Raw genomic sequence first — 25716 nt, 5'->3', positions numbered from 1 at the left:
GAGATTATCGAAAAATTATGTTGTTACGTAAAATCATTGAGTTATCTAGAGCGATTTTGATTATTGGTGGTATGCTTTATCTAGGAGATTGGATTAGATATTTCCTGCCAATAGGTGTCCCTGCTTCTATTTGGGGATTATTATTACTCTTTATTGCTTTAACATTAAGGCTCATTCAACCCCAATGGATTGCACCTGCTGCACTACCTCTAATGAAATATATGTCAGTGCTTTTTATCCCAGTGAGTGTTGGCATTATAAATTACTTTGATCTATTAGTTGAACAGGCAAAATCATTATTATTACCTAATATTTTAAGCACTTGTATTACGGTGGTGATAACAGGGATATTAGCTGAATATCTCTTTTCACGCCGTCAATTTAGCCGTTTACGCCAGAAAGTGTTAAAACGAACTAAAAAAGAAAAGTATAAACAGAAAAAACAGCTAAAAAATTTTGGGGAAAAAGTATGATGTATTTATATAGTTTATTGACTATTTTAGCTTTTAGTATAGCAGTTTGGATCAATAAGCGTGTGAGATCATTAATTTTTAATTCTTTTGTTATTAGCTTATTATTGTTGATAGCATTTCTTTTGATAAGCGGGCAACCTTATGCTGACTATTATGCAGGTAATCAGCCATTAAATTTATTACTTAGTCCAGTTGTTGTCGCACTCGCATTGCCTTTATATCAGCAATTACCTCAAATTAAACATTATTGGCGATTAATTTTATTAGTGATTATTGTCGCTTCTGTATCTGCAATGATCAGTGGTACCGTTTTAGCCTTATGTTTGGGTGGTGATCTTGAAATTATGGCAACGATGTTACCTAAATCAGTAACAACACCTATTGCAGTTGAAATTGCGAATAATGTTGGTGGTGTGCCAGCAGTTACAGCTGTTTTGATTGTTGTTGCAGGCTTGACAGGCTCAATTTTAGGCTATCCTATTTTACGTTTGGTGGGCGTAAAACGTAGTGAAGCGATAGGATTAGCCATTGGTTCGGCTTCGCATGCGTTAGGCACGGCAGTATGTATGGAACGAGATCCTAAAGCTGGGGTATATAGCTCAATGGCGTTAGTTTTATGTGGTATTAGTAGTTCTTTATTAGCACCGCTAGTGTTTAAATTATTAGTAGCAATAGTCTATTAGTGAATAATGTGTTTAGTATGAACTGATGGAATAGTTTTCCAACTTTGATATAGCCCATTGTGTTGGTAAGCAAGATAATCTAATTCTTCGACCAATTTAAATATTGCATTGTCATGAAGTGAAATTTTGTGTTTTAGCATTACCAAATAGAGATATTGTTGTTGGTACTCTAAATAGACGGGCTGTTCGGTATAATGAATTTGAAAATCAGCAAGTTGTGTTAATTCATTATTTTGGATAAAGAGGTACATATCTTCTTCATTTTCAAATTGAAAACTATGTTCAATTACATGTGGAAGACTTAAATCTTCGCCTTGTTGTTGTAATATCTCTAAATTTTCTAAGGTTGAATGAATATTTAATTCTAAAGGGGAAGGAAGTAAAAAGTTATAGTAAATATCCCAGTCATGATCAAACTGTTGTTCAATCTGTTCAACTTGTTCAAAAAAAGCAAGTGATTCAACAAGATAACTAGGATCATCACTGTAAAAATAAATGTTAGTTTTACCGTTATTAATAACGTGTCCAGCATAGAAGATATCATCAAGTGCTTCTAGCTGAATAAGAATTCTGAATAATGTTTCTAGGTGTTCTTGATAAATATCTTTGTTTGGTAAACCACTTTCATTCGCAGTATAGGGGATTGAAAAATGAACACAAGTTACATTTTTTCCTTCTTCGTAACGATTCGCAAGAGATAAGTTAACAGAAAAAAGAGCAATCTTATCATTGAGAAGAGAGCGATACGATTGGAAGTTAGTAGTGGTGTCTTTCATTCTCAATCCCTTATAGTTATTCAAATTCAGCCCAAACAGGTGCGTGATCTGAAGGTTTTTCCATTGATCGTATATCGTAAGCAATACCTGTTTTAGTACATCTTTGAGCTAATTTAGTATTTGCTAAAATAAGATCGATTCTTAAGCCTCGATTATCATCAAACCCTTTTGAACGATAGTCAAACCAGGAGAATTTATCGTTAGTCTCAGGATTAAGTTGACGGAAAGTATCGACTAATCCATAGGCATGTAATCGACCCAGCCATTCTCTTTCTTCTGGTAAGAAAGAACATTTTCCAGTTTGTAACCAACGTTTACGGTTAGTTTCTCCAATCCCTATGTCAAGATCTGTTGGGCTAATATTCATATCACCCATAATGATTAAAGGATTTTCTGGATTATGATCTTCTTCGATATAACGTTGCAGATCAGCATAGAATTTCTCTTTTGCAGGAAATTTTGTGGCGTGATTTCGATTTTCTCCCTGAGGAAAATAACCATTTATTACGGTGAGTTGACCAAATTGAGTTTCAAGATCCACCATAATAATCCGCCGTTGGGCATCAGCATCATCTGTTGGAAAGCCTTTTCTCACATCTAATGGTGCTTGTTTGGTTAATAAAGCAACCCCATAGTGTCCTTTTTGACCATGATAATAGACGTGATAACCTAAATCTTGCACGATTTCATGTGGAAACATTTCATCGGCAACTTTAATTTCTTGCAAGCCAATGACATCAGGTTGATATTGTTCAACCACTGCTTGTAATTGGTGAGGTCTTGCTCGTAATCCGTTAATGTTAAAAGAGAGGAATTTCATTGCTTAATTATTGAACATGGTTGAAATAGATTCTTCGTTGCTGATGCGGCGAATAGCTTCAGCTAACATTCCCGAAAGAGTTAATACTCTAACTTTATTCAGTGCGATAATTTCCTGACTAAGTGGAATTGTATCGGTAACGACAATTTCATCTAATACATCATGTGCTAAATTTTTTGCTGCAGCACCAGAGAAGACGGCGTGAGTTGCATAAGCAAAAACACGTTTTGCTCCACGTTCTTTTAAGGCTTCAGCAGCTTTACATAGTGTACCACCTGTATCGATCATATCGTCAACGAGAATACAATCACGATTAGAAACATCGCCAATAATGTGCATTACTTGTGATACATTTGCACGAGGACGGCGTTTATCGATAATCGCCATATCTGTATCATTTAACAGTTTTGCAACAGCTCTCGCACGGACTACCCCTCCGATATCTGGTGAAACAACAATCGGATTTTCTAAATCTGTTTTTTTCAAGATATCATCAATTAAAACTGGTGAACCAAAGACATTATCCACAGGAACATCAAAGAAACCTTGGATTTGTTCAGCGTGTAGATCACAGGTGAGAACACGATCAACACCAACGCCAGAGAGAAAATCAGCGACTACTTTTGCTGTAATTGGCACACGAGCTGAACGAACTCGACGATCTTGACGTGCATAGCCAAAATATGGAATGACGGCAGTGATACGACCAGCAGAAGCACGGCGTAATGCGTCAATCATGACGACAAGTTCCATTAAATTATCATTAGTAGGTGCACAAGTAGATTGAATGATGAAAACATCAGAACCACGGACATTATCATTAATTTGAACTTGCACTTCGCCATCACTAAAACGACCAACAGTTGCATCACTAAGTGATGTATAAAGACGCTCAGAAATACGTTTGGCTAATTCTGGCGTTGCGTTACCAGCAAAGAGCTTGATATCAGGCATTTTAACCCCAGTGTGTTATGGATATTGTAAAGTAGGATTGCAAAAGCAATCTGAGTATTCATTTTTCTCAAGTACAATTATCGCTTATCAAGGTATTGATGAAGCGGAGAACGGTTTAGTCCTTGAGCGATAAAACCTTCCCAATATGAAGGTTTTTGTTGATAGACAAATTTTGCTTTCTCTTGTGTATCAAATTCGGCAAAAACACACGCTCCCGTTCCAGTTAAGCGTGTTGGTGCATATTGTATCAACCACTTAATGGCGAGTTCAACCTCAGAATACTTTTCTCGTACAATTTTTTCACAATCATTTGAATATTTTTGGCATAAAAGATCTGTTAGAGAACGTTTCGGCGTATTGCGAGGTAAGTGTTCCGCTTGGAATATATCCACTGTAGAAATTGAAACATTTGGCTTTAAAACAAGATAATATTTTTCAGCTGGTTCGCATTGTATTAATTTTTCCCCAATACCTTCGGCAAAAGCAGCATATCCTTGAATAAAAACGGGAACATCTGCACCTAAGGTTAAACCTAACTCAGCGAGATTTTCAAGTGAGAGTCCTGTTTGCCATAAATGATTTAAAGCGACCAAAGTTGTGGCAGCGTTGGATGATCCACCACCTAATCCTCCACCTTGAGGTAAGATTTTTTCTAAGTAGAGATCAGCCCCTAAATGGCATTGAGTTGTTTGTTGTAAGAGTGTTGCCGCTCGAAAAATAAGATTTTGTTCGGTTGGAATATTTGGCAATTCGGGGAACAAATTAATTTTTGAATCATCTTGAAGATTAACAGTAAGCCAATCGCCATAATCTAAGAATTGAAATAAAGTTTGTAATTCATGATAGCCATCAGTACGACGGTTATTAATATAAAGAAAAAGGTTTAATTTAGCTGGGCAAGGAAAGCGATTGATTGGACTTTCCGTTGCTAAAATAGAGGAAAAACAGAAGTTAGGATTCATTGTAATGTCCAGTGTTTTAATAGTATTTTGAGACTTTGTTCACTATTTTCTATCAGGATTTGCTTAGGTAGAGCAGGTTGAACAAAGAGATCATAGTTAAGATATTTGATTTTCCATTGTTGTCCATTTAATTGATAGTCGAAACTATCCAATAATCCATTATTTGTTAAGCGATAATTTTTAGTTTGTTGTGGTAAACCTTTTAACCAATCAGGAAATGCTTCTAATGGAAAATCGAACCCTAAAACTCGTTGAATTAGACGATGAGAATCACGATCTGTGTAGCTTTTCCCATTATCATCAATAATGGTTAATTCTGATTGAGTACGAATAAGACGTATTTCTTTGCCAATTAGGGCAATAGATAAAATTAATTGATAATTTTCAGGATTATGATATTGCCAATTAAAATGAGTGGAAAACCGTTTTTTACCAATATAGCCTAATTGACCATTAACTTGATAAGCACGAATATTTTCGAGTTGTTGTCTGTGTTTTTGCCACGCCAGTGTTTGATCTATTTTAGCTTGAGTAGGTGGTATTGATTGAGATATTTGGCTACTACAAGCCGTTAGGATCAGACTAGTTATTAGTAAAATAGCAGTGCGATATCGACTTATGCGATATGATAGTGTGCAACTATATGATAAAAGTGTATGAAAAATTGGAGTTAAGCACATAGTATTTATTTTAATAAAGAGTAAATAAAGGAAAACCTTTCTGGTTTTCCTTTTTATCTTAGCGAGTTAAACAAGCAAATGCTCGGTCAGCGGCTTGTAGTGTTTTTTCAATATCTTCATCGGTATGAGCAAGTGACATAAACCCAGCTTCAAATGCTGATGGTGCAAGATAAATACCTTCTTTTAACATAGCTTGGAAAAAGGCTTTAAACCGTTCAATATTACATTTCATTACATCTGCATAACAAGTCACTTGGGTGTTTTCAGTAAAGAAGAAACCGAACATACCTCCAACATAATTGACAGCAAATGGAATTTGATGTTTGTCTGCTAATGCTTTTAGGCCTAAGGCTAATTTTTCAGTTTTTTCTGCTAATTTTGCTTCATTGCCAGCTTTAGAGAGTTCAGTTAAACAAGCCAGCCCTGCTGCCATTGCAATAGGGTTACCTGATAAAGTACCTGCTTGGTAAACGGGACCAGTAGGAGCAATATATTGCATAATGTCTTTTTTACCACCAAAAGCACCAACTGGCATACCACCACCAATGATTTTACCTAAGCAGGTTAAATCTGGAGTGACATTATAATAAGATTGAGCACCTGCTAATGCGACTCGAAAACCAGTCATCACTTCATCAATAATTAATAAAGCACCATATTGATCGCATAATTGACGTAATCCAAGTAGGAAACCTTCTTGTGGAGGGATACAATTCATATTCCCAGCAACAGGTTCAACAATAATACAAGCAATATCTGTTGGATATTGTTCAAAAGCCTGTTTTACAGAATTTAAATCATTATAAGTACAAGTCAGCGTATGTTTTGCAAAGTCAGCAGGAATACCGGGGGAACTAGGTTGACCTAGTGTTAAAGCTCCAGAACCTGCTTTAACTAACAATGAATCAGCGTGCCCGTGATAACACCCTTCAAATTTAATAATTTTATCTCGCTGAGTATAGCCACGAGCTAAACGAATAGCAGACATTGTAGCTTCGGTACCAGAGCTAACCATTCTTACCATTTCAATTGAAGGAATTAATTCACAAACTTTTTCGGCTAACGTAATTTCTAAAGCAGTTGGAGCACCGAAACTTAATCCTTTTTCTGCTGTTTTAATAACGGCTTCTCGGATTGTTGGATGGTTATGACCTAAAATCATTGGTCCCCAAGAACCAACATAATCAATATAGTGGTTTCCATCACTATCAAAAAGATAAGCACCTTCTGCTTTTTCAATAAAAATAGGTGTACTGCCAACGCCATTAAATGCACGTACCGGTGAATTTACACCACCTGGAATTGATTTTTGTGCTTGAAAAAAAAGTTCGTTTGAATGTGTTAGACCAGAAATAGTCATAATTTGATCCTATAAAAGTAAATACTTAATCAATAAAGGTAGATATTTTACTGGAAACTGAGCTTTAGATCTCGGGTTAGTAAAAAATTTATTATTTTATTCATTAAAGTTCTCTAATATTAAGAGTAATAAAATGCTTATTTAAAATAGATAGTCACTAAAAAAGTACATAATAGTTATTCAAATTTATACTGAATAGTCATCTAATTTGCTATTTTTGTGCTAAAAACAACAAAAAATGATTAAAAAATCTAATTAACGGCTAAAATAACAACAAGTGAAAAAAAATATGAAAAAAGTGCTAGACAGGTTTAGGGAAAGTCATTAATATACGCCCCGCAACGACGCGAGAGCGCTCGTAGCTCAGTTGGATAGAGCGTTGGCCTCCGGAGCCAAAGGTCTCAGGTTCGAATCCTGTCGAGCGCGCCATTTGCGTTCACTGTGATTCAAAGCTAACGCTTAGAAAACTTAATATAATATATGGTGGCTATAGCTCAGTTGGTAGAGCCCCGGATTGTGATTCCGGTTGTCGTGGGTTCAAGTCCCATTAGCCACCCCAATCTAATACAGATTAAATCGGCGAGTAGCGCAGCTTGGTAGCGCAACTGGTTTGGGACCAGTGGGTCGTAGGTTCAAATCCTATCTCGCCGACCATTTTTGTTCTTTAAAAAGTCATCAGACAATCTGTGTGGGCACTTGGAGACGTTAAGGCGTCCGAGAGTGCTGAAGAAGAAGTCAGTAAGAGCGGATGTCGATTCAAGAATTGAAAGATTAAAAAGATTAAATTGAAGAGTTTGATCATGGCTCAGATTGAACGCTGGCGGCAGGCTTAACACATGCAAGTCGAACGGTAGCAGGTAAGTACTTGTACTTACGCTGACGAGTGGCGGACGGGTGAGTAAAGCTTGGGAATCTGGCTTATGGAGGGGGATAACCATTGGAAACGATGGCTAATACCGCATAGTATCGAGAGATTAAAGGGTGGGACTTTTAGCCACCTGCCATAAGATGAGCCCAAGTGAGATTAGGTAGTTGGTGGGGTAAGGGCCTACCAAGCCGACGATCTCTAGCTGGTCTGAGAGGATGGCCAGCCACACTGGGACTGAGACACGGCCCAGACTCCTACGGGAGGCAGCAGTGGGGAATATTGCGCAATGGGGGGAACCCTGACGCAGCCATGCCGCGTGAATGAAGAAGGCCTTCGGGTTGTAAAGTTCTTTCGGTGATGAGGAAGGTGTATTGTTTAATAGATAATGCAATTGACGTTAGTCACAGAAGAAGCACCGGCTAACTCCGTGCCAGCAGCCGCGGTAATACGGAGGGTGCGAGCGTTAATCGGAATAACTGGGCGTAAAGGGCACGCAGGCGGATGGATAAGTGAGATGTGAAAGCCCTGGGCTTAACCTGGGAACTGCATTTCAGACTGTTCATCTAGAGTTTTGTAGAGAGGGGTAGAATTCCACGTGTAGCGGTGAAATGCGTAGAGATGTGGAGGAATACCGGAGGCGAAGGCGGCCCCTTGGACAAGAACTGACGCTCATGTGCGAAAGCGTGGGGAGCAAACAGGATTAGATACCCTGGTAGTCCACGCTGTAAACGATGTCGATTTGGGGGTTGGACATAGTTCTGGCTCTCGTAGCTAACGTGATAAATCGACCGCCTGGGGAGTACGGCCGCAAGGTTAAAACTCAAATGAATTGACGGGGGCCCGCACAAGCGGTGGAGCATGTGGTTTAATTCGATGCAACGCGAAGAACCTTACCTACTCTTGACATCCTAAGAAGGTCTTAGAGATAAGACTGTGCCTTCGGGAGCTTAGAGACAGGTGCTGCATGGCTGTCGTCAGCTCGTGTTGTGAAATGTTGGGTTAAGTCCCGCAACGAGCGCAACCCTTATCCTTTGTTGCCAGCGATTAGGTCGGGAACTCAAAGGAGACTGCCGGTGACAAACCGGAGGAAGGTGGGGATGACGTCAAGTCATCATGGCCCTTACGAGTAGGGCTACACACGTGCTACAATGGCGTATACAGAGGGAGGCGAAGCTGCGAAGTGGAGCGAACCCCAGAAAGTGCGTCGTAGTCCGGATTGGAGTCTGCAACTCGACTCCATGAAGTCGGAATCGCTAGTAATCGCGAATCAGAATGTCGCGGTGAATACGTTCCCGGGCCTTGTACACACCGCCCGTCACACCATGGGAGTGGGTTGTACCAGAAGTAGATAGCTTAACTGCGAGGGGGGCGTTTACCACGGTATGATTCATGACTGGGGTGAAGTCGTAACAAGGTAACCGTAGGGGAACCTGCGGTTGGATCACCTCCTTACCGAAAAGAGGTCTTTGGGTGCTCACACAGATTGTTTGATGGGAAGTAAAGAAGGGTATCGTCAAATGTGTCCCCATCGTCTAGAGGCCTAGGACATCGCCCTTTCACGGCGGTAACCGGGGTTCGAATCCCCGTGGGGACGCCATTTGACGGTATCTTTACGATACATTGTTCTTTAAAAATTTAGACACAAGCAAAGAAACGAGAAGAGTACTCAAGCGACCGAGAGGTTGTGAAGTATTTGAGAGAAGAAGTGTTGAAGCGAAAGGCGATACTTCTGATAAGCATCAACCACAAAGGCAAAGTAAATCAAAGCATTTGAGGTTGTATGGTTAAGTGACAAAGCGTACACGGTGGATGCCTAGGCAATCAGAGGCGAAGAAGGACGTGCAAATCTGCGAAAAGCGTGGGAGAGTCGATAAGAGGCGCTATCATCCCACGATATCCGAATGGGGAAACCCGATAGATGAAGAATCTATCATTCCTTTGTGAATCCATAGCAAAGGAAGGCAAACCGGGAGAACTGAAACATCTAAGTACCCCGAGGAAAAGAAATCAACCGAGATTCCGTCAGTAGCGGCGAGCGAACGCGGAAGAGCCGTTAGAGATAATAATAAAGCTAAAAGAAGTGGCTGGAAAGCCAAACCAAAGAGGGTGATAGTCCCGTATTTGAAAGCGTTATTATGGTACTAAGCTAACAACAAGTAGAGCGGGACACGTGATATCCTGTTTGAAGATGGGGGGACCATCCTCCAAGGCTAAATACTCCTGATTGACCGATAGTGAACCAGTACCGTGAGGGAAAGGCGAAAAGAACCGTGGCGAACGGAGTGAAATAGAACCTGAAACCGTGTACGTACAAGCAGTGGGAGCCCCTTTTAGGGGTGACTGCGTACCTTTTGTATAATGGGTCAGCGACTTATATTTTGTAGCAAGGTTAACTGAATAAGGGAGCCGAAGGGAAACCGAGTCTTAACTGGGCGATAAGTTGCAAGGTATAGACCCGAAACCCGGTGATCTAGCCATGGGCAGGTTGAAGGTTGGGTAACACTAACTGGAGGACCGAACCGACTACTGTTGAAAAAGTAGCGGATGACTTGTGGCTGGGGGTGAAAGGCCAATCAAACCGGGAGATAGCTGGTTCTCCCCGAAATCTATTTAGGTAGAGCCTTGAATGAATACCTTTGGGGGTAGAGCACTGTTTCGGCTAGGGGGCCATCCCGGCTTACCAACCCGATGCAAACTCCGAATACCAAAGAGTAATGTTCAGGAGACACACGGCGGGTGCTAACGTCCGTCGTGGAGAGGGAAACAACCCAGACCGCCAGCTAAGGTCCCCAAGTCTATATTAAGTGGGAAACGAAGTGGGAAGGCTTAGACAGCTAGGATGTTGGCTTAGAAGCAGCCACCATTTAAAGAAAGCGTAATAGCTCACTAGTCGAGTCGGCCTGCGCGGAAGATGTAACGGGGCTAAATATAGCACCGAAGCTGCGGCATCAGACGTCTGTCTGTTGGGTAGGGGAGCGTTGTGTAAGCCGTTGAAGGTGAATCGAGAGGTTTGCTGGAGGTATCACAAGTGCGAATGCTGACATAAGTAACGATAAAGGGGGTGAAAAACCCCCTCGCCGGAAGACCAAGGGTTCCTGTCCAACGTTAATCGGGGCAGGGTGAGTCGGCCCCTAAGGCGAGGCTGAAAAGCGTAGTCGATGGGAAACGGGTTAATATTCCCGTACTTGGATAAACTGCGATGTGGGGACGGAGTAGGTTAGGTTAGCGTACTGCTGGATATGTACGTTTAAGTTGGTAGGTGGGTGAACTAGGCAAATCCGGTTCACCGCTAACACTGAGAAATGATGACGAGACACTAAGGTGTTGAAGTAACTGATACCACACTTCCAGGAAAAGCCACTAAGCTTCAGGTTTATCTAAACCGTACTGAAAACCGACACAGGTGGTCAGGTAGAGAATACTCAGGCGCTTGAGAGAACTCGGGTGAAGGAACTAGGCAAAATAGCACCGTAACTTCGGGAGAAGGTGCGCTGGCGTAGTGTGAAGTTCTTCGCGAATGGAGCATGAACCAGTCGAAGTGACCAGCTGGCTGCAACTGTTTATTAAAAACACAGCACTCTGCAAACACGAAAGTGGACGTATAGGGTGTGACGCCTGCCCGGTGCTGGAAGGTTAATTGATGATGTTATCGCAAGAGACGCATCTGATCGAAGCCCCAGTAAACGGCGGCCGTAACTATAACGGTCCTAAGGTAGCGAAATTCCTTGTCGGGTAAGTTCCGACCTGCACGAATGGCGTAATGATGGCCAGGCTGTCTCCACCCGAGACTCAGTGAAATTGAAATCGCCGTGAAGATGCGGTGTACCCGCGGCTAGACGGAAAGACCCCGTGAACCTTTACTATAGCTTGACACTGAACATTGAATTTTAATGTGTAGGATAGGTGGGAGACAATGAAGATGAGACGCCAGTCTTGTTGGAGTCAACCTTGAAATACCACCCTTTAACGTTTGATGTTCTAACGAAGCACCCGCACAGGTGCTCGGACAGTGTCTGGTGGGTAGTTTGACTGGGGCGGTCTCCTCCCAAAGTGTAACGGAGGAGTACGAAGGTTTGCTAATCACGGTCGGACATCGTGAGGTTAGTACAATGGTATAAGCAAGCTTGACTGCGAGACAGACACGTCGAGCAGGTGCGAAAGCAGGTCATAGTGATCCGGTGGTTCTGCATGGAAGGGCCATCGCTCAACGGATAAAAGGTACTCCGGGGATAACAGGCTGATACCGCCCAAGAGTTCATATCGACGGCGGTGTTTGGCACCTCGATGTCGGCTCATCACATCCTGGGGCTGAAGTAGGTCCCAAGGGTATGGCTGTTCGCCATTTAAAGTGGTACGCGAGCTGGGTTTAGAACGTCGTGAGACAGTTCGGTCCCTATCTGCCGTGGGCGTTGGAGAATTGATTGGGGTTGCTCCTAGTACGAGAGGACCGGAGTGAACGCACCGCTGGTGTTCGGGTTGTGTCGCCAGACGCATTGCCCGGTAGCTAAGTGCGGAAGAGATAAGTGCTGAAAGCATCTAAGCACGAAACTTGCCAAGAGATGAGTTCTCCCAGTCTATAAGACTGTAAGGGTTGTTTAAGACTAAGACGTAGATAGGCGGGGTGTGTAAGTGTAGTGATACATTGAGCTAACCCGTACTAATTGCCCGAGAGGCTTAACCATACAACGCTCAAATGTTTTGGGGAGTGGGTACTCTTGAGTAGCTTGTGGCTAAATAACTTAACGAATGTTAAGCCGTTAACTGGTGAGTTTAACGTTATCTTTATCAATAAATAAAGAAAATTAACAAACTCACGACAGAACGAAACAAACAGAGAACAACGAATAACAAACAACAAGATAAAAAGAATTTTCCCGGCGGTCATAATGCAGTGGTACCACCTGATACCTTGCCGAACTCAGAAGTGAAACGCTGTGATGCCGATGGTAGTGTAGGGTCTCCCTATGTGAGAGTAGGGTACCGCCGGGGTTATTTTTTAAGTATATTTGATTAAAGTATTCTTAAAAAATAAAAATTTTCTAGCGATAATAGTGCAGTGGTACCACCTGATACCTTGCCGAACTCAGAAGTGAAACGCTGTAATGCTGATGGTAGTGTAGGGCTTCCCTATGTGAGAGTAAGGCATCGCTAGATACCTAATTTGCGGAGTGGTAGTTCAGCTGGTTAGAATACCTGCCTGTCACGCAGGGGGTCGCGGGTTCGAGTCCCGTCCATTCCGCCATTTTTTTATCTAAAATCCTATCTTTAGGGGCGTAGTTCAATTGGTAGAGCACCGGTCTCCAAAACCGGGTGTTGGGAGTTCGAGCCTCTCCGCCCCTGCCATTAAGAGTCTACTTCTTTTATTTCTTTCCTTAGAAGACTACACATTTTTTACTTAATCAGCTGTTTTTGACTTTTTTATATAAATTTAATACATGAATTATCAGTAATTCAAAGTGATATTTTTATATATTATTGATTTATAAAGAATAATATTTAGTGTATTTAAACTCTAAGTGGAGAATATTCCTATTGTTGTTTATTAATAGAATCAATATTTATTGTTCTTAGAGTTAAATACCATAATGAGATTAATATTTTTCTAATCCTAAAACTTTTCTGCCATTATGACTTGCAATATCAACCATCGTTTCTAAGTGTGGGAAACGACAGCCAGCTGAAAGAAGGCTTAATTCTTGCCACATATCTCCCTCGCATAGCGGTACCATATAATCACAGATATTATCAGTACCGATAGCCACAGTAATTCCTTCTGGAATCATTTCATCGACAGGTGTTAATGCGTTATGGAATGGCATTAGTTCTTCTTTACGTTCACTATCGATCCATGCCATAGGGCATGCAATCATCATCATTTTGGCTTTTCTCATTTTTTTATATAGATTGTAACGGTATTGTTTTGAATGAGCCCCAATCGAAATTCCATGGATAGCGACTACTTTTCCTTCCATTTGATGTTCAATGGTTTTATCGCAAAGTTGTTCCGTTTCTTTTTCTTGCGGTGTATTAAATTGATCAACATGAACATGTAGCATTTTTCCTAAGGATTTTGCTTTATCCATTAAAATATCCATCGCTTCTAATCCTTTACCGTGATCAACTTCATCTCGATATGGTAAACCACCGATGATATCCACCATTTCTGCACCTATGTCAAACCATTGTTTTGCAATAGGATCAATAACACCTTTTAAGGTTTGGTTGGCAAATTTAAGTTCAATATCATTTTTATATACTTCACGGGCTTTATGTGCGGCAAGAATAGCTCGATCTCGACAAATTGGATCAATATCAACAAAGGTACCAAAGGCTGTTACCCCTTGTGAAATCATAAGTTCTATTGCTTGACTAAAGCGAGCATAATAATCATCAATACTTGAATTGCGTTTAATTTCATCCACTAAATCCCATTTTTGCTGTAAGTTGCTATTGTGGTAGATATGAATTTTCTCTGGGGTCATAGTGAATGCACGATCTGCATGAGCGTGTGCATTTACCCATCCCCCTTGTTTGATAATTTGATCACGAATATAGGATTTAAACGTACGAATATGGTTCATTATAAGCTCCTTAATTAGGTATCAGTATCGGGGGAAAGTAAAACGACAGGTAAAAAAAAATCCTCAAATGAGGATTTAATTTTAGAAAGAAAAATGAAAAATAATACGATCAGTGATCGTAAATGAATTTTTGATTGAGATGGGATTATTCGCCAATTAAACATTTTCTTTCTATGGTATGAGTTTGATAAACACTAGCGAGGAAGTATAAAGTGTTATAATAAGAAAAGATAATAGTTTTTAACTATTGCTAGTAAGAAAAAAGTGTGATTTTAACTATTATAGTTATGTAATCACACTTTTAAATTAGCTAAATGAAATCTTGAGGCTTAATTAAATAAGCCACTCCAGAAAATCGTAAAAATAACAATGGGAACGATAACCGCTAAGCCAAAATAAAATAATTTAAAGCCCAAAGAGTGGTTATTATGCCCAGCTAAACTGATTTTAATTGGTTTCCAAGAGAACCAAGCAACAAAGATTGCTAGGCATATTTCGCCTAATGGCATCAGAATATTTTGAGTCAGTTTATCTAGAGCATCAAAGAAGTTATAACCGAAGATAGTATATTCACTCCAAGAGCCAAGTGACAATGAAGCTACTGCACCGACTAGGAAAAAGAGGATAAAAGAGAGAATACCTGCTTTTACTCTTCGCATTTTAAATTCATCAATGAAGAAACTGACTAATACTTCTAATAATGAAATAGAAGAGGTTAAGGCTGCAACTAATAAAAGAGCAAAAAATAGAGAAGAAAAAAGAGCACTAAATGGCATACTTGCAAAGACGGCAGGCATAGTGATAAAGGTTAGTCCGGGACCAGCTTCTGCTTTAAAACCAAAGGCTGACATCGCAGGTAATACCATTAAACCTGCTAAGATACAGGTGATGAGTGTTAAAATAATTACCCAAGCTGAGGAGTTAAGTAATTTAGTTTCAGGTCCAACATAGGAACCATAGGTAATCATTGCTCCGAGTCCTAATGAAAGAGAAAAAAAGGCGAGTCCCAATGCTTCTAGCCAAGTATTACTGGTTACTTTACTAAAATCGGGGGTGAGAAAGAAACGGATACCTTCTTCTGCACCCGGTAAGGTAATGACTCTGGCAATTAATACTAAGATTAATAAGAGTAATAATGGCATTAAATATTTCGCCATACGTTCTATACCTTTTTCAACGCCTGACATGACAGTAAAGAGTGTTAAGAACGCAAAAATAAAATGATAAAAGATTGGTGAATAGTCATCGGTAATAAAATTCGTAAATTGGGCTTGATTCAGGGTAGAATCGGTTGAAGTGACCAAAGAACCTGTTATAGATTTGACTAAATAAGCTACAGTCCAGCCACCAACAACACTGTAAAAAGATAAAATGAGGAATGCGACAACAACACTCATAATACCAATACTTGCCCAAGCTTTACCTCCTAAGCGGCGAAATGCACCGATAGGTCCAGCATGAGCTGTACGTCCAAGAGCCATTTCAGTTGACATTAGGATTAAGCCGATAGTTAAACTAATCACTAAGTAAATAAATAAGAATGCACCTCCACCTTGTGTTGCAGTAACATAAGGGAATTTCCAAATAGCACCTAAACCGATAGCAGAACCGGCTGAAGCCAAAATAAAACCAATGCGGGATCCCCACTGGGAACGAGACATAAAAAACCTCTATATAATGAAAAGTTGCTGTTATGGTTGAAAACAGCCTGAAAAATTGAATAAAAATAAGTAAGATAGGAGAAAAGTATGCAATACAATTCTTTTCCTTTCTTTTCTGAAAGCGGACAATTATACAGATTAGTACAATGAGTAACAACTAATGAACGATAATAGCCTAATTACCCTTTTTTTAGATGATTTATGGCTAGAAAAAGGACTATCAGAAAATACAATTTCATCTTATCGCTTAGATTTAAAAATATTGAGTCAATGGCTAAGCGAAAAGCAGCTTACTTTTTTGACAGTTGATTACCTTGGTTTACAACAATTCTTAGGACAACGCTTAGAGCAAGGCTATAAAGTAACTAGCTCGGCTCGCCTTTTGAGTGCAATGCGAAAGCTGTTTTACTATTTATATCAAGAAAAATATAGAGCAGATAATCCTTGTTCCCTTTTAACTTCGCCGAAGTTACCAAATAGATTGCCAAAATCTCTGAGTGAAGATCAAGTTATGGATTTGCTTAATGCCCCTCGAGTGGAAGATCCGCTAGAATTGCGTGATAAAGCTATGTTAGAGCTGTTATATGCAACAGGGTTGCGAGTTAGTGAATTAGTGGGCTTAACGATGAATAATATCAGCCTTAATCAAGGTGTGGTAAGAGTGATGGGAAAAGGTGATAAAGAACGTTTAGTTCCAATGGGAGAAGAAGCGACTTATTGGATAACAGAATTTATTCAGTATGCACGTGTTATCTTACTATCAGGGCAAAGCAGTGATATCGTGTTTCCTAGTCGGCGAGGTAATAAGATGACTCGCCAAACATTCTGGCACAGAATAAAATACTATGCATTGCAAGCAGGTATTGATAGTAATTCTCTTTCACCACATGTTGTCCGCCACGCTTTTGCTACTCATCTGCTGAATCATGGAGCGGATTTAAGAGTTGTACAGATGTTACTCGGGCATAGTGATTTATCGACAACTCAGATTTATACGCATGTTGCTCAAGAACGTTTGAAACGTATCCACGAAAGATTTCATCCAAGAGGATAAAAAACCGCACTAAATGCGTGCGGTTGGATAATTAATATCGTTTATTATTGCAATAAACGATTCACACGTTTAATAAATGCGCTAGGATTTTCTAAAGTACCGCGTTCTGCAAGCATTGCTTGATCAAGGAGTAATTCAATCCATTCAGCAAATTCTTGTTCATCAGCAATATCAGCCACTTTTTTCACTAAATGATGTTCAGGATTTAATTCAAAAGTATATTTTACTTCTGGCATTTTTTGTCCTGCAGCAGCGAAAAGTTTTGCCATTTGGGTCGTCATTTGATCATTATCAGTTGAAACAACAGCAGGTGTTTCGCTTAAACGATGGGTTAAGCGAACATCTTTTACTCGTTCACCTAATAATGTTTTTACTCTTTCAATAAACGAGGCGAAGGATTGATCTTCTTCTTTATGCTTTTCTTCATCTGCTTTATCGTCTAGATCGCCGAGATCGAGATCTGATTTACTGATGGTTTGTAGTGGTTTTCCATCAAATTCAGTTAAGTAACTAATTAACCATTCATCAATGCGATCAGAAAGTAATAATACTTCAATTCCTTTTTTATTGAAGATCTCTAAATGTGGGCTATTTTTAGCTGCAATGTAGCTATCCGCTGTAATATAGTAGATCGCTTTTTGCCCTTCTTTCATGCGGGCAACATAATCTTCTAAGGATACGCTTTGTTCGCTGCTATCATTGTGTGTTGACGCAAAACGAAGTAGTTTCGCAATTTTTTCTTTGTTGCTAGGATCTTCTGCTGGACCTTCTTTCAGCACCAAACCAAATTCTTGCCAGAATTGTTGATATTTCGTTTTATCTTCATCTTTAGCAAGTTTTTCTAGCATAGATAAAGCACGTTTAGTTAATGCTTTGCGTAGTGCTGCAGTAACTTTATTATCTTGTAAAATTTCACGTGAAACGTTTAATGGTAAATCGTTAGAATCAATTAAGCCTTTAATGAAACGTAAATAGTTAGGCATAAATTGTTCAGCATCGTCCATAATAAAAACACGTTGAACATAAAGTTTTAAACCATGTTTTTGTTCACGATTAAACAGATCCCAAGGTGCTTTAGCTGGAACATAAAGTAGGCTTGTATATTCTTGATTTCCTTCAACTTTATTATGAGCCCATAAGATAGGTTCAGCAAAATCATGACTTAAATGTTTATAAAATTCTTTATATTCATCATCACTAATTTCACCTTTTGAGCGAGTCCACAATGCTTGTGCTTTATTGATTTTTTCCCATTTTGTTCCTGTTTCTTTGCCTTCTTCATCAAATTCTTTGGTTAAGATTTCAACAGGTAATGCAATGTGATCGGAATATTTACTGATAATTTCTCTTAAACGCCATTCGTTTAAAAATTCTTTTTCATCTTCTCGTAAATGTAAAGTAATTTCTGTACCACGTTCTGGTTTAGAAATATCTGCAACAGTAAACTCGCCCTCACCTGCAGATTCCCATAAAACAGCTTGATCTGCTGGAACGCCCGCAGCACGGCTTTTTACTGTCACTTTGTCAGCAACAATAAAGGCAGAATAGAATCCCACTCCAAATTGTCCAATAAGTTGGCTATCTTTTGCTTGTTCAGCACCAATGGTGGATAAAAACTCTTTTGTACCAGATTTAGCAATTGTACCTAGATGTTCAATAATTTGATCGCGGGTCATGCCGATCCCGTTATCGCTAATAGTGAGAGTACCTTTTTTCTCATCAAAATGAATGCGAACTTTTAATTCTCCATCACCTTCATATAATTCAGGTTGAGAAAGTGCTTTAAAACGTAATTTATCTGCAGCATCAGAAGCGTTAGAAATTAATTCACGTAGAAAAATCTCTTTATTAGAGTAAAGAGAGTGGATCATTAATTGTAATAATTGTTTTACTTCAGACTGAAAACCACGAGTTTCTTGATTTATAGACATGCTTTTCTCCATTATGTATCCAATAATTTTTTACTTCTAGCAAATGGGGACAATACATCTTATTTCAAGTTAGAAAATGTAGGAATAAATAGAATTTAAGCTAAAAGGTGGCAAACTAAGCCCACTTTTGCCTCAAAATTCGTTATAATTACTTTTAATTAATGAATTTAATCAAATGAGTAAAAGGTATTATGTTACAGTCTCAATTTGTGGAATTTGAGTTAGATCCAGCCCTATTAAAAGCATTACAGCGGAAAGGCTATCTTCGTCCGACAGCTATTCAAACTGAAGCTATTCCTGCTGCAATGAATGGTAGTGATGTGTTAGGTTCTGCTCCAACGGGTACAGGAAAAACAGCCGCATTCTTACTACCAGCGATTCAACATTTATTAGATTATCCTAGACGCAAGCCAGGTGCACCAAGAGTTTTAATTCTTACACCAACGAGAGAGTTAGCCATTCAAGTTGCAGAACAAGCAACAGAGTTAGCTTGTTTTACGCATTTGAGTATTGCGACTATTACTGGTGGTGTAGCCTATCAAAATCATGGTGATGTATTTAATAAAAATCAGGATATTGTCGTCGCAACACCGGGACGCTTATTACAATATATAAAAGAAGAAAATTTTGACTGCCGTGCAGTTGAAATTTTGATTTTTGATGAAGCTGATCGTATGTTACAAATGGGATTTGGGCAAGATGCAGAGAAAATTGCAGCAGAAACACGTTGGCGGAAACAAACTTTACTATTTTCAGCAACGCTAGAAGGTGAACTGTTAGAAGATTTTGCAACTCGCTTGTTGACAGATCCTGTTAGGGTTGAAGCTGAACCTAGCCGACGTGAACGGAAAAAAATTAATCAGTGGTATTACCATGCAGATAATTTAGAGCATAAAATCAAGTTGTTGGTACGGGCGATCACAACTGAACAAGTTACGAGAGGAATCGTATTTGTACGTCGGAGAGAAGATGTTAGAGATGTAGCAGAAACCTTGCGTAAACGTGGTATTCGAAGCACCTATTTAGAAGGTGATATGGCTCAAAATCAACGTAATAATGCACTGGATAAATTAAAAAATGGCGTGGTGACAATCTTAGTTGCGACTAATGTTGCTGCAAGAGGTATTGATGTTGAAGATATTTCACATGTCTTTAATTTTGATTTGCCATATAGTGCGGATATTTATTTACATCGAATTGGACGGACGGCAAGAGCAGGGAAAAAAGGGACTGCAATTTCTTTTGTTGAAGCACATGATTATAAATTATTAGGTAAAATTAGACGTTATACTGGTGAATTGCTTAAAGCAAGAGTAATAGAAGGATTAGAACCAAGAACAAAAGCCCCGAAAGATGGGGATATTAAACGGGTAACGAAAAAACAAAAGGCAAAAATTAAACAACGAAAGGAAGAGAAAAAAGAGGCAAGTAAGAAAAAAGTGAAGGTTCGCCATCGGGATACTAAAAATATTGGTAAACGTCGTATGCCAACCTCGCAAAGATAAAAAGGAATGATCTGGTTTTAATCGAAAATAGGTAAGAGAAATTCTTACCTATTTTTTTAGGTTTAAAGTGTTTTGAGGAATTTTGGTTGATAGTAAGGTTGTTTTTTTAATTTTTTGTCAAAATGACGCACAATTAAAAAAGATAGTAGTGTCATTACTAAGGTAAGTAAGGCTATGATACTTTCATTGGAGGTAAAAAATGAGGTGATTATTGCAGTAGTTAATAAAGTGATTAATGGAAGGATATAGACGAGTAATACCGAATGAATGAGTGCTTTTTCATCTAAACCAACTAAGATTTTTTGCCCTGGGGTTAGAGGAATTGAACTGGTAATAGTAAAGTGATGTTCCTCCGCTTTACCAGTGAGTTGACCTAATTCTGATAATACAGAGACACCACAATTTGCTTTGGCTTGGCAATGACCGCAACTGGTTTTACTTTGGCATTTTACGGTGGCAATGCCATTTTGATAGTCAATTACGGTCGCATTTTCAATCATCATTGCTTTTCCTCTCCTTTGGCATTGGCTTTAAATTTAATATCTTGTACTACACGGCGGGCAGTCGTCGCAGGGATTTGTCCAATGATAGTAACAGCATGACCATTTACGTTGTCTGTATAAATTGTATTTAGACCTGTACGGGCAATACCACTAAAAGCCGATGGAATAGGCTTATTGGTAACATAGATAGAAAAAGAGAACAGACCATCGCTATATAGGCGGCTTTCTTGCAAGTCTTGTCCCGGTAGATAAGCGTGGTTAAGTTCGATAAACCCCTTAGGTAGCCAAGATGGTGTCCAGTTAAATGTTGGTGTTGGGTTAGAGGTTGTGGTGGTTGAGTGGGTATTTTTATTATCCACTCTTTCTTCTTCTAGCGATAAAATCGGTGGTAATGTAAGGCTATTTAATGGTGTAATAATCTGTTTTAAGTGATCGCTTAAGGTAAGATCAATCACTTTAAATTGATCAAGAATATTACCATTCCGATCGAGAATTTCACTACGGAGCAGTAAACCACTATTTTCATCAAGCCAGACAACATATTGATAACGGAAATCATCTTTTGGCAGGATACGAATGACATAAGCAATATGATCTGCTACGCGATCTTTTCCTCCTTGAATAAAATCGTAATATTTAGCTAATTGGTTCCAATCGGCATATAACACCGCAGGTAGTTCATCAATAATATGTGATCCTTGGATACTGAAAGGAGGATAGTGAGGCGTGAAATAGCTGATGATATTATCACGTTGTAAAATTTCTTGTCGTACCCCATCAAGATAAAGTAATTGTGCATATTTTTTACCATTATCATTAACATAACGATAACGGACAGAAGTATCAGCAAGATCTGTATTACGTGAAAAATAGATTTCATAATTACTTTTCTCACTTGCTTCAGTCATTTGTTGTAAACGAGTAAGTGCAGGGGAGTTAAGCGGTATAGTTTTATCTGCTTGAACGATTTGAGAGAAGAGACTGATAAATGAAGTGATAATTAAAGAGACAGTCAGTTTTATTCTCATTTGATATTTCCTTACGTCACACTACTTGTAATCTATTGTAATTAAAAATAATTTCACCACCTAGTGGTGGTGAAATTATTTTTGTTTATTTTCTATTTCTGGTATATCCGACGTTGTAATTCGTAGTCTTGGAACATTTGATTGATTTTTCGATTTTGTTGTTCAAGTTCTTCACGACTTGGGGTATTTTTATCTGCAACATTATAACTTACTTCTTCTACGGAACGAGTAAATGGTAATGTTTGTAAAATTGGTACATCTGCTGAGTTACGTTCTCGATCTGCTTGATTGAGAGATTGTACACCAATAATCGCAACGAAACACACACTTGCAGCAACAGCAAGTTGGAGAACAGGTGCAAAATAGCGTTTAAGCGTTGTTATAATTGGAACTGTTGGCGGTGTAGGTTGTTCATCTAACACTTTTGTTTCTTGTTCAATTAAACTTGCCATCTTGGCAGTGAAATCATCGCCTAATACTATTTCACTTTCTTGTCTTACCACTGAACGTATTAAATGTAAGGTATGCCAAGACTGTTGTAGGTCTTGATCTTGGCAAAGTTTAGCCGTAAATTCCTGACTAACTTCTTCACCATCAATGTAAGCAGAAAGTAACTCTTTATATTGCATAATCAATTTGCTCCGATTCTGCGGTATTTGTCTTTGATTGTTTTCTATCAATGACACAATATTTTTTAATTCTGTTTTCTCAAATGAATTTGACGTAAAGGGGCAATTTTTCCTTCAATTATTTCCCTTGCTCGAAATAAACGAGAACGGACAGTGCCGATAGGGCAATTGAGTTGTTTCGCTATTTCTTCATAATTTAATCCTTCAACTTCCCTTAGCAAGAAGGCTTTGCGTAAATCTTCGGGTAAGTTTTCTAGAGTCTCCATCACGGTACGTTTAATTTCATTACTTAAAAATATATTTTCAGGGGTCTCAATTTCTTTTAGTTTATCGTCATCAAAACCTTCAGTCTCTTCAATCGGAATAACTTCTGATGAAAACCGTTTTTTTTCATTCATTAAATGTGCTTTAGCGACATTAGTTGCAATTGCATACAACCAAGTGGAAAAAGCACTATCGTTACGAAAAGTATGTAATGAACGATAAACTCGTAAAAAAGTTTCTTGTACCAAATCGGGAACATCAGAAGGTGATACAAACCGATTGACTATACCAGCTACACGATTTTGGTAACGAGAGACTAACAAGTTAAATGCCTGTTTATTTCCCTGTTTTACTTTTTCAATCAAGGATTGATCTGTTAGTTGCTCACTCATCGAAAGTGAATCTCCTTACCTTATTCTTTTTGCTAACAGTATTATCAGGGTTAAGGCAAAATAAGATCGCTTTTTTCTTTTATTTAGAGTCTGTTTTAAGCAAAAAGTTCAAAATTTTTTTAAAATTGATTATTTCTTAGTGATTAATTTGGTTTTTATTTGCTCGATTAAGTGTTGTAACTCTTCTGTTGGAGCTTTACTTTGATTCATAAACCAAGAGAAAAGTTGTGGGTCGGTATAGCTTAAAAGTTCAACAAACAGTGCTTTTTGCTGTGGTGGTAATTGTTCAAATTCTTCTTTATAAAATGGCATAATGATGTTATCTAATTCTAACATACCACGTCGGCAATCCCATTCAAGACTTAATTTATTGTATTGTTCCATTTCTTTTCAACATTATTTTAATTGATAAATTTAATATCTAATTATAGGCATTTTTCCTTTCATTTATAGCATAATCATAAATTTTTGTTAAAATTAACGTCAATTTTTAATTTATCCACAAAGTGAGGATATGATCGAAACTTGGCAACGTGGTTTTGTCTTGCATCGTCGGGAGTATAGTGAAACTAGTTTATTGGTGGATCTTTTTACTGAAGAGTATGGACGATTAACTGTCCTAGCAAAAGGTGCGAGGGCAAAGCGTTCCCCATGGAAAGGGGTTTTACAACCTTTTACACCTTTGTTGTTACGTTGGGGAGGACGTGGAGAATTAAAGATCTTAACAAAAGCAGAGCCTGCAGCATTAGCCTTACCGCTTAGCCAAATCGCACTATTGAGTGGTTTTTATTTGAATGAATTATTAGTGAGAGTTTTGGAAAACGAAACGCCTTATCCTAGCTTGTTTCAAGATTATCTTTTTTGTCTAACAAATTTAGCCACTAGTCAGTCAGTAGAACCTCACTTACGTCGTTTTGAATTTCGTTTATTAACTGCTTTAGGTTATGGCATTGATTTTTGTCATTGTGCTGGCACAGGGCTATTAGTTGATGATGATATGACGTATCGCTATCGAGAAGAAAAAGGGTTTATTGCCTCTTTAATTGTAGATAATTTAACTTTTTATGGTCGAGAATTATTAGCTTTTGAACGGTTACAATTTACAGATAAACAAGTATTACAAGCCGCAAAACGTTTTACACGTATAGCATTAAAGCCTTACTTAGGTGGTAAACCATTAAAAAGTAGAGAGTTATTTCAACAACATTTATTGTATTTAAAGAAAAGATAAAATTATGGTTTTACTCTATAACCAACCTAAAAAAATTCAACCTAAGCAACGATATTTCACTTTGAATATTGAAAGTTTAGATTATCAAGGTTTTGGTCTTGCTCGGCAAGGCAATAAGCAAGGTGGAAAATGTTGGTTTATCGACAACGCATTACCGAATGAAGTCGTGGAAATAGAGGTGCTTGAAGAAAAAGCTCGTTATGGTCGAGGTAAAGTTGTGCGTTACTTACAACAATCTTCCCAGCGGCGAGAACCTAAGTGTCAGCATTACCATTTGTGTGGTGGTTGTCAAATGCAACATGTTGATTTGGCATTACAACGTTCTACCAAACAGCAAGCTTTGTTATATCCATTAGGTCGATTAACGAAGACATTTACTGAAAAGCCAATGTTAAGTGGAAATGAATGGCACTATCGTCGGCGATTACGCCTAAGTGCAGTTGTGGGAAAAAAAAGTGGTAAATTAACATTAGGACTACGCCAACGTGGCTCAAATCAAATTGTTTCACTAACACAATGCCCCGTATTAGAAACGAGATTAGAGCAGTTACTTCAGCCTTTGCAACAATTAGTAAGACATTGGCAACGTGTGAAACAATTTGGGCATATTGAATTAGTGTTGGCAGAAAATGGCGTGGTGATGTTATTGCGTCATCAAGGAAAAGTGAGTGATGCAGATAGACAAGCATTGTTGGCTTTTGCCCATCAATATCAATTAATTTTATTTGTACAGGAACAAGAAGAAACGATTGAACAGTGGTTGGGAGAGCAACCTTATTATCGGTTGAATAACTTAAAACTTTATTTTGATGTACGAGATTTCATTCAAGTAAATGCACTTTTAAACCAGAAAATGGTTGAGCAAGCTTTAACTTGGTTAGATCTAAGTCCGCAAGATCGGGTTTTAGATCTCTTTTGTGGTATGGGAAATTTCACCTTACCACTAGCACAGCAAGTTGAGTCGGTGGTTGGCGTTGAGGGCGTTATGGCAATGGTTGAAAAAGCCAAGCGGAATGCAAAATTAAACCAGATTGATAATGCTACTTTTTATCAAGCTGATTTATCTCAGCCTTTTAAGGGGCAAGTTTGGGCAGAATTAGCTTTTAACAAAGTATTGTTAGATCCTCCTCGTAGTGGGGCGGCTTTTGTCTTACCGCATATTTGTGCTTTACAGCCAGAAAAGATTTTGTATGTTTCTTGTAATCCTGCTACTTTAATTAGGGATACAGAAATTTTGTTACAGAATGGCTATCATTTAATCCAAACCGCGATGATTGATATGTTTCCACAAACCGGGCATTTAGAATCAATTAATTTATTTTCTAAATAAGCTTTTTCTTTAAGCAGTATGTAGGGAATTA

The 25716-nt window shown here is 38.6% G+C and carries 20 protein-coding genes, 6 tRNA genes and 4 rRNA genes; 16 read left to right on the top strand and 14 right to left on the bottom strand.

Translation table 11 applies throughout. From position 1 onward, the window contains the following. Nucleotides 1–20: 20 nt before the first annotated feature. Both CEP47_RS07235 and CEP47_RS07230 read left to right on the top strand, forming a co-directional pair. A complete protein-coding gene (locus tag CEP47_RS07235) occupies nucleotides 21–473 on the top strand; it encodes a CidA/LrgA family protein (RefSeq protein WP_261920960.1) in 453 nt (150 codons plus the stop codon). Continuing rightward, nucleotides 470–1156 carry a CidB/LrgB family autolysis modulator gene (locus CEP47_RS07230; RefSeq protein WP_261920267.1) on the top strand — a complete coding sequence of 229 codons (687 nt, stop codon included), beginning with the start codon at nucleotides 470–472 and terminating at the stop codon, nucleotides 1154–1156. Before CEP47_RS07235 ends, CEP47_RS07230 begins: the two co-directional genes overlap by 4 nt. Here the strand turns inward: CEP47_RS07230 and CEP47_RS07225 are convergent. The 6 genes from CEP47_RS07225 to hemL form a co-directional block, all read right to left on the bottom strand. Then, nucleotides 1153–1932 (bottom strand): TIGR01619 family protein, encoded by a 780-nt coding sequence (locus CEP47_RS07225; protein WP_261920268.1) that lies wholly within the window; start codon nucleotides 1930–1932, stop codon nucleotides 1153–1155. The genes CEP47_RS07230 and CEP47_RS07225 overlap by 4 nt on opposite strands. Nucleotides 1933–1948: 16 nt before the next feature. Beyond that, on the bottom strand, nucleotides 1949–2752 hold the full coding sequence (gene xthA / locus CEP47_RS07220) for an exodeoxyribonuclease III (RefSeq protein ID WP_261920269.1): 804 nt from the start codon (nucleotides 2750–2752) through the stop codon (nucleotides 1949–1951). Nucleotides 2753–2755: 3 nt separating this feature from the next. Next, nucleotides 2756–3706, bottom strand: coding sequence for a ribose-phosphate pyrophosphokinase (locus CEP47_RS07215; RefSeq protein WP_261920270.1), 951 nt, complete (start codon nucleotides 3704–3706; stop codon nucleotides 2756–2758). A 77-nt stretch (nucleotides 3707–3783) separates the two neighbouring features. Further along, nucleotides 3784–4668, bottom strand: a complete 885-nt coding sequence (gene ispE, locus CEP47_RS07210) for a 4-(cytidine 5'-diphospho)-2-C-methyl-D-erythritol kinase (RefSeq protein ID WP_261920271.1) — start codon at nucleotides 4666–4668, stop codon at nucleotides 3784–3786. Beyond that, nucleotides 4665–5348, bottom strand: coding sequence for a lipoprotein insertase outer membrane protein LolB (lolB, locus tag CEP47_RS07205; RefSeq protein WP_261920272.1), 684 nt, complete (start codon nucleotides 5346–5348; stop codon nucleotides 4665–4667). Before lolB ends, ispE begins: the two co-directional genes overlap by 4 nt. A gap of 58 nt (nucleotides 5349–5406) precedes the next feature. Beyond that, entirely contained in the window at nucleotides 5407–6708 is a 1302-nt protein-coding gene (gene hemL / locus CEP47_RS07200) for a glutamate-1-semialdehyde 2,1-aminomutase (RefSeq protein WP_261920273.1), read from the bottom strand. Nucleotides 6709–7060: 352 nt separating this feature from the next. On the opposite strand from hemL, the gene CEP47_RS07195 reads away from it, so the two are divergent. From CEP47_RS07195 to CEP47_RS07150, 10 genes are all read left to right on the top strand, one after another. Continuing rightward, nucleotides 7061–7137 (top strand) — tRNA-Arg (locus CEP47_RS07195). Between the two features lie 54 nt (nucleotides 7138–7191). Beyond that, nucleotides 7192–7267, top strand: a tRNA-His gene (locus CEP47_RS07190). Between the two features lie 18 nt (nucleotides 7268–7285). Then, nucleotides 7286–7362, top strand: a tRNA-Pro gene (locus CEP47_RS07185). A gap of 128 nt (nucleotides 7363–7490) precedes the next feature. Beyond that, nucleotides 7491–9028, top strand: a 16S ribosomal RNA gene (locus CEP47_RS07180). A 69-nt stretch (nucleotides 9029–9097) separates the two neighbouring features. Beyond that, nucleotides 9098–9173: transfer RNA gene (locus CEP47_RS07175), tRNA-Glu, on the top strand. A gap of 185 nt (nucleotides 9174–9358) precedes the next feature. After that, nucleotides 9359–12258, top strand: a 23S ribosomal RNA gene (locus CEP47_RS07170). 191 nt (nucleotides 12259–12449) lie between these two features. Further along, nucleotides 12450–12565: ribosomal RNA gene (gene rrf, locus CEP47_RS07165) — 5S ribosomal RNA — on the top strand. A 49-nt stretch (nucleotides 12566–12614) separates the two neighbouring features. Beyond that, nucleotides 12615–12730: ribosomal RNA gene (gene rrf, locus CEP47_RS07160) — 5S ribosomal RNA — on the top strand. Together the 16S, 23S and 5S rRNA genes with 6 tRNA genes alongside form the textbook arrangement of a ribosomal RNA operon. Before the next feature lie 11 nt (nucleotides 12731–12741). Beyond that, nucleotides 12742–12818 (top strand) — tRNA-Asp (locus CEP47_RS07155). A gap of 25 nt (nucleotides 12819–12843) precedes the next feature. Next, nucleotides 12844–12919, top strand: a tRNA-Trp gene (locus CEP47_RS07150). A gap of 248 nt (nucleotides 12920–13167) precedes the next feature. Here the strand turns inward: CEP47_RS07150 and CEP47_RS07145 are convergent. After that, nucleotides 13168–14157 carry an amidohydrolase family protein gene (locus tag CEP47_RS07145; protein WP_373463088.1) on the bottom strand — a complete coding sequence of 330 codons (990 nt, stop codon included), beginning with the start codon at nucleotides 14155–14157 and terminating at the stop codon, nucleotides 13168–13170. Between the two features lie 329 nt (nucleotides 14158–14486). Then, nucleotides 14487–15818, bottom strand: coding sequence for a sodium-dependent transporter (locus CEP47_RS07140; protein ID WP_261920274.1), 1332 nt, complete (start codon nucleotides 15816–15818; stop codon nucleotides 14487–14489). Between the two features lie 160 nt (nucleotides 15819–15978). Between CEP47_RS07140 and xerD the strand changes: the two genes are divergently transcribed. Continuing rightward, entirely contained in the window at nucleotides 15979–16872 is an 894-nt protein-coding gene (gene xerD / locus CEP47_RS07135) for a site-specific tyrosine recombinase XerD (RefSeq protein ID WP_261920275.1), read from the top strand. A gap of 44 nt (nucleotides 16873–16916) precedes the next feature. On the opposite strand, the gene htpG is transcribed toward xerD, so the two are convergent. Continuing rightward, nucleotides 16917–18803: a molecular chaperone HtpG gene (gene htpG / locus CEP47_RS07130; protein WP_261920276.1), complete on the bottom strand. Its 1887-nt coding sequence runs from the start codon at nucleotides 18801–18803 to the stop codon at nucleotides 16917–16919. Nucleotides 18804–18994: 191 nt separating this feature from the next. Here htpG and srmB point away from each other — a divergent pair, with 191 nt between their 5' ends. Continuing rightward, entirely contained in the window at nucleotides 18995–20308 is a 1314-nt protein-coding gene (gene srmB, locus CEP47_RS07125) for an ATP-dependent RNA helicase SrmB (RefSeq protein WP_261920277.1), read from the top strand. 62 nt (nucleotides 20309–20370) lie between these two features. On the opposite strand, the gene CEP47_RS07120 is transcribed toward srmB, so the two are convergent. From CEP47_RS07120 to CEP47_RS07100, 5 genes are all read right to left on the bottom strand, one after another. Continuing rightward, nucleotides 20371–20811, bottom strand: a complete 441-nt coding sequence (locus tag CEP47_RS07120) for a SoxR reducing system RseC family protein (RefSeq protein ID WP_261920278.1) — start codon at nucleotides 20809–20811, stop codon at nucleotides 20371–20373. Then, nucleotides 20808–21839, bottom strand: coding sequence for a MucB/RseB C-terminal domain-containing protein (locus CEP47_RS07115; protein ID WP_261920279.1), 1032 nt, complete (start codon nucleotides 21837–21839; stop codon nucleotides 20808–20810). Before CEP47_RS07115 ends, CEP47_RS07120 begins: the two co-directional genes overlap by 4 nt. A 92-nt stretch (nucleotides 21840–21931) precedes the next feature. After that, nucleotides 21932–22468 carry a sigma-E factor negative regulatory protein gene (locus CEP47_RS07110; RefSeq protein WP_261920280.1) on the bottom strand — a complete coding sequence of 179 codons (537 nt, stop codon included), beginning with the start codon at nucleotides 22466–22468 and terminating at the stop codon, nucleotides 21932–21934. Nucleotides 22469–22533: 65 nt separating this feature from the next. Then, nucleotides 22534–23124: an RNA polymerase sigma factor RpoE gene (gene rpoE / locus CEP47_RS07105; protein ID WP_261920281.1), complete on the bottom strand. Its 591-nt coding sequence runs from the start codon at nucleotides 23122–23124 to the stop codon at nucleotides 22534–22536. Between the two features lie 129 nt (nucleotides 23125–23253). Beyond that, nucleotides 23254–23508, bottom strand: coding sequence for an FAD assembly factor SdhE (locus CEP47_RS07100; RefSeq protein ID WP_261920282.1), 255 nt, complete (start codon nucleotides 23506–23508; stop codon nucleotides 23254–23256). Between the two features lie 130 nt (nucleotides 23509–23638). Between CEP47_RS07100 and recO the strand changes: the two genes are divergently transcribed. Further along, nucleotides 23639–24355, top strand: coding sequence for a DNA repair protein RecO (gene recO / locus CEP47_RS07095; protein WP_261920283.1), 717 nt, complete (start codon nucleotides 23639–23641; stop codon nucleotides 24353–24355). Nucleotides 24356–24359: 4 nt separating this feature from the next. Beyond that, the gene (gene rlmD, locus CEP47_RS07090) at nucleotides 24360–25685 is read left to right on the top strand and encodes a 23S rRNA (uracil(1939)-C(5))-methyltransferase RlmD (protein WP_261920284.1); all 1326 of its coding nucleotides are present in this window, start codon (nucleotides 24360–24362) and stop codon (nucleotides 25683–25685) included. The last annotated feature ends 31 nt before the right edge of the window (nucleotides 25686–25716 follow it).

The organism is Mergibacter septicus, assembly GCF_003265225.1.
Lineage (GTDB): Bacteria > Pseudomonadota > Gammaproteobacteria > Enterobacterales > Pasteurellaceae > Mergibacter > Mergibacter septicus.
This window is presented reverse-complemented; position numbering and strand designations above follow the sequence as displayed.